Origin of the sequence: Xenorhabdus entomophaga (assembly GCF_037996725.1) — a bacterium.
Lineage (GTDB): Bacteria > Pseudomonadota > Gammaproteobacteria > Enterobacterales > Enterobacteriaceae > Xenorhabdus > Xenorhabdus khoisanae.
This window is the reverse complement of record NZ_JBBMXH010000172.1, coordinates 1-4,601: the sequence shown is the minus strand read 5'-3', so window position 1 is coordinate 4,601 and position 4,601 is coordinate 1. Positions and strand designations below refer to the sequence as shown.

5 protein-coding genes and 2 pseudogenes are annotated in these 4,601 nt (G+C 40.4%); 1 reads left to right on the top strand and 6 read right to left on the bottom strand.

All coding sequences use genetic code 11. The features are described from left to right. From AAC854_RS21220 to AAC854_RS21205, 4 genes are all read right to left on the bottom strand, one after another. Positions 1-116, bottom strand: a 116-nt coding sequence (locus AAC854_RS21220; protein ID WP_340618830.1) for a transposase family protein, incomplete at its 3' end; no start/stop codon positions are given. Positions 117-555: 439 nt separating this feature from the next. Continuing rightward, a complete protein-coding gene (locus tag AAC854_RS21215; RefSeq protein WP_340618829.1) occupies positions 556-1,431 on the bottom strand; it encodes a GNAT family protein in 876 nt (291 codons plus the stop codon). A gap of 53 nt (positions 1,432-1,484) precedes the next feature. Continuing rightward, the gene (locus AAC854_RS21210) at positions 1,485-2,369 is read right to left on the bottom strand and encodes a hypothetical protein (RefSeq protein ID WP_340618828.1); all 885 of its coding nucleotides are present in this window, start codon (positions 2,367-2,369) and stop codon (positions 1,485-1,487) included. A 4-nt stretch (positions 2,370-2,373) separates the two neighbouring features. Beyond that, a complete protein-coding gene (locus tag AAC854_RS21205; protein WP_340618827.1) occupies positions 2,374-2,550 on the bottom strand; it encodes a hypothetical protein in 177 nt (58 codons plus the stop codon). A 553-nt stretch (positions 2,551-3,103) separates the two neighbouring features. On the opposite strand from AAC854_RS21205, the pseudogene AAC854_RS24430 reads away from it, so the two are divergent. Next, positions 3,104-3,335: pseudogene (locus AAC854_RS24430) on the top strand (IS982 family transposase); the annotation flags it as partial. 22 nt (positions 3,336-3,357) lie between these two features. On the opposite strand, the gene AAC854_RS21200 reads toward AAC854_RS24430, so the two are convergent. Together AAC854_RS21200 and AAC854_RS21195 are read right to left on the bottom strand one after the other, a co-directional pair. Continuing rightward, positions 3,358-4,326, bottom strand: coding sequence for an IS110 family RNA-guided transposase (locus tag AAC854_RS21200; RefSeq protein WP_340618826.1), 969 nt, complete (start codon positions 4,324-4,326; stop codon positions 3,358-3,360). Positions 4,327-4,506: 180 nt separating this feature from the next. After that, positions 4,507-4,601, bottom strand: a pseudogene (locus tag AAC854_RS21195) (IS982 family transposase); the annotation flags it as partial.

Here is a 4,601-nt window from a genome sequence, read left to right as displayed (position 1 = left end):
GCAATCATTGCGCAAAGCGACGCAAACAGGATATCAAATAAGGGATAGGCGATTTTTGCGCTCTGACGCGGGTCTTGGATCGCTGAAAAATGCAGGCTGAAGTCTTCAAGGCACATGATATTGGGTTTCAATGCTCAAAAGAGAGTATAAGATCACAGCGCTTTACTCGAAGCAACCTGTTTATTTTTGACTAAAAAACATTCGTGATCTTGCCCTGAGTTCGCCCCCTTATTAACATACTATTAACTTAATCTGTTGGTATCATGGTAAAAAGAAATAAAATCCTCATCTCTGGATATAATTTAAGCGGCTTTGGTGGTATGGAAATAGTTTTTACCGACTAATGTCATCACCTAAAGATGAATATGAAATATTATTCGTATTTTTTGAGGACACATTCAAAGATCCTGACGACCAATGGCTTGGTTTGGAAAATTTTTATTAAAAGTAGGACTCTGCCCTGTCCGATAGTTAAATTTTAGGGGCAGAATGACACAGTAGATTGCTAACTACGTTGATAGGGTATCAGAGTGATATGGAGAAAAACTCTTATTTTCAAAGTGTAATAACTCTGTATAATTTTTCTCTTACACACCAACGATCTTTATAATCAAACGTAGGACGTCCAAAACTAAACCTCATTTCAACTTTTTCTTTTTCTGAAAGTGCCATAGCATCTCTGACATTAACCCACATCGCAATTGTTCCAATAGAGCTATCTTGCAAATTCATATTTCTTCCAATATTAACAAAATCAAAGTTAATCCAATTAATACATTGTTTCTTTATAACAAACTGAACAGCAGCTGGTCTATTGTTCCAAAACAAAAGATTACCAAACTTCAATGTTGGAATTTCATCCAGTAGTTCTTTTATAGCTTTTTTGTCAATATGGATTTGTCTGCGCATAAAGAACAATTCATCGTAAATATCAACAAATTCATCTGTTGTTATGTCTAAAATATTAATTATACTCCCACCATTATTAAGAAATTTTTTTAACTCCCTATTTCGTGTGTTTACTGTTTTGCCTGATGATTTTTTCACAAAACAAATTTCACGATTGGCATTTACCATATGAAAGCTATTAAGAACACTCGTTGCATTTTTAGATGAAAGAAATTTTGATTTGAATGGCAACACACATTTATGACCCTGTTTGATTGGAAAAATAATTTCGTTAGGACAAACAGGATAAGGATTATAAAATTCGTGGAATACGTTGGGATCGCCTGCTAAATAATTAGAATTCCAAACACATACTGCCGCCAGTATGTTGTCATTGTCATCTGTTTTAACGAAATATTTTTCGTTAAAATTAAATCGATAATGTAAAAATTGAAGTACCTCAGGGGAGGTTGAGATCCCTCCCCCATACAAATTATATGCTTCTACGTAATTATCAAAGCTAGCCTTTTTCCAACCAAACATTAGTGCTCCTGATTAATAAAATATATTAATCAGAAGATAATAGCTTACGCAGGCTAATTCGCAACATAAACCATTTTTATTTCAGTATTCCCTTTCCCGTAAGCTCTATGAATTTTTCTTCCATTATTGGTTGTTTTAAATGTACACCAGTTATTATCTGCGTTACCACACCACATCGGAATATTATCAACTGGGGGCAGATAAAATGAACTCCAGTCCTCATTAGCAAGAATCCAAACAATTTTACCGCGAATGTCCTCACTGATGTTAACACCCTCTTCACTTAATCCATATCCGTTATATAAAAGACTCCAACCTGTAACCTTTGATCTCAGATACCTATTATCAGACTCCCATTTTGTATAACTTTCCCCACGTACCGCGTAATTACCTGCAGGTTGGTAGTTTCCTTTGGCTTGGTACTTAGAATCAGATTCCGGTTTAGTGTAACTTTCACCTTTCAAGGCGTAGTTTCCGGCAGGAGCATAATTGCCTGCTGGCTGGTAGTCTCCTTTCGCCTGAAAGCGTTCATTCGATTCCTCCTTGCTATAGGCTCCCACATCAGTAGCAGCCAGATCAGCTTTTAATTCTATCCAGGCATTACCTGCCGCTGGCTCTTCCTTGTTATTATCAATACGGGATTGCCAAACTTTCTGCTTGTGATACACCAGCGCCCGCACTGGATAAGGCTGTGCATCACTGCTCCATTGAGCTGCTCCGAAGGTCTGTATCTCCCCTACCGCTTCCGTGATATCGTAAAAAATCCCGTTCATTTTTTCACGTTCAATATCCCTTGCTGTAGGATCTTCGTTTTGGTCATGCCCGTAAGCTTCCCCGTAACCTTGAGCATACGAAACAGCACCATTTGGCTGGACTTCATCAGGAATAGAAACTCTGTCACCTTGCGCGGCGAAAGGAACTTTAAATGTTTTTGTCATGGAATTAGGCTCCGAAATGGCTGTTAAAGAAGTTGGCATGTGAGTAGCCAAAGCCAAAGATATTACTGACACCATTTTCAGCTTGATTTAGCGTGGCAGTACGTTCTTCCCTGATTACGGTATCAGGAAGTACATCATCTTTTTTCGTCGTCTTATCCGGTTTATTATCTTGAGTATTCATGTATAACCCTCATTTAATCAACAAAATACATTGCTAAATAATATGAAGGCGGTTGGTCATCTCCGCCTATAAACATCAGTAATCAGGTTTATCAATACGGAAAAGTCTATTTGACTGTTTTTCAATGAATAGCTTAGGGGTTCACTACGTCACATTTTATATCATAAGAATGACGCGTAATACCAAGAGAGGTATTAACAAAATTTATTTCATGAACAATGAGTAATGAAACATTACCTGGAATTTTTTGGTAGGATACCCTCTAAGGGAGATTAAAGATTATCATTAATGGAATTAGTAAAAATAGGGCCGGCTGGCCCAAAATAATGATGAGGCTTATTTTCCAATTGCAAACCAAACCAAGTGAAATATCGCGCCTGTACTGCATCTTATGTGGTGCTGAGGGAAACTGACGGGCTAATTATGCTGTTCGGTACCATCCCATTAACATAATATAACGCGATGCTCGACTTTTATGGTGAGTTGAAATGACATAGCCGCTCCTTTATAACTTTAAGTCGACAAACAAAGAAAAATAAAGGAACAAGAGGCTATGTCACAACAAGATTTTAGCATTTGGGTGTTTTGTTGGGTAGAGGATAATTTAACGGAGTTACAGCAAGGCACACGATTGAGAAACCGGGGAAGCTCGCCCAAGTTGAGTGACGCGGAAGTCATCACCATGGAGGTTATTGGGTGCCTTCGACAGGCCGGTACATATTATCGATGGATTTCCGCTGCCAGTCTGTGGGTTCAAAAGAGCTAAAGGGATCGCCAACTTTAAAGCAACTGTCTTAGACAATTTTTTTATGAGGTAATGTGGTGATACGATTCATTCCATTCCTCATTCTTTTTGGTCATGGCGTTCAGGATAGTCAATAGTTTACGCATACAAGCAACCAGCGCCACTTTTTTAGCCTTCCCCGCAGCGAGCAACCGATTGTAAAACGCCTTGATCACCGGATTAAACCGAGTTGCTACAAGTGCGGCCATATAGAGTGCGGTACGCACTCCAGCCCGACCACCAGAGATGGTTCGTCGGCCTCGCATTGTCCCTGAATCCCGGTTAACAGGGGCTACACCCACAAGGGCGCTGATTTCGCGACGCGTGAGTTTACCCAGTTCGGGTACTTCTGCTAACAATGCTGCGGTGGTCGTCGTGCCTATCCCTTTGACGCTACAAAGTCTTTCTGAGATAGATTTAAAGTGCGTTTTGATATGGTTATTCATATCGTTATCAATGCGCGACAACTCTTTTTCCAATGCTTCAATAATCACGTTAATACTTTTTCGACTCTGTGGATGAGATGGATGCAGACGATTACGCTCAGCAACCAGCATGGTAATCAACTGGCGTCTACGCACCACCATGGCAGAAAGAACCTGACGTTCAGCATCCGGTAGTGCTCGAATAAACCGTTCACGTTCGGGGTGACGATCTATCACCTCCGCCATCTGAGCCAGAACTTTGGCATCAATACGGTCAGTCTTTGCCAGATACCCCATAGCACGGGCAAAATCCCGCGCTTGTCTGGGATTGATGATCACGACATCAAAACCTTCAGCTTGCAGCGCACAAGCCACAGCCGCTTCCAGTCCTCCGGTTGCTTCCATCAGGATCAGTGAAATTGTATGTTCCTTCAGCGTAGACACAATGACGTCAAAGCCATCAGGATCATTACTGATAGTGAACGCGCTTATTGTTGTACTGGCGGCGATATCCAATGAAGCTTTGGAAACATCAATGCCTACACAAAGTGGACTTGGCTGACTCATATTACCCTGCCTTGCAAATGCGTTATGGATAACAGACAACTGTTCGGGTTTCAGATGAGTGGCTCAGTGTATGCGCCAATAGCTTTAAAACGGGCTTAAAACCCCAGGGCAACTCAGACTGCGTACACTGTGCCAAATCTAATCGTATTTATTTTAACCTACTTTTAACCCGAATTCTGCTTAAGCCATCATTGGAACATCTTCTTCTAAGTAGAAAACTTTCAGTGATGGTTTTTTCAATTTAAGGCAGTAAGCAATCAGTCCACCTAAAACGG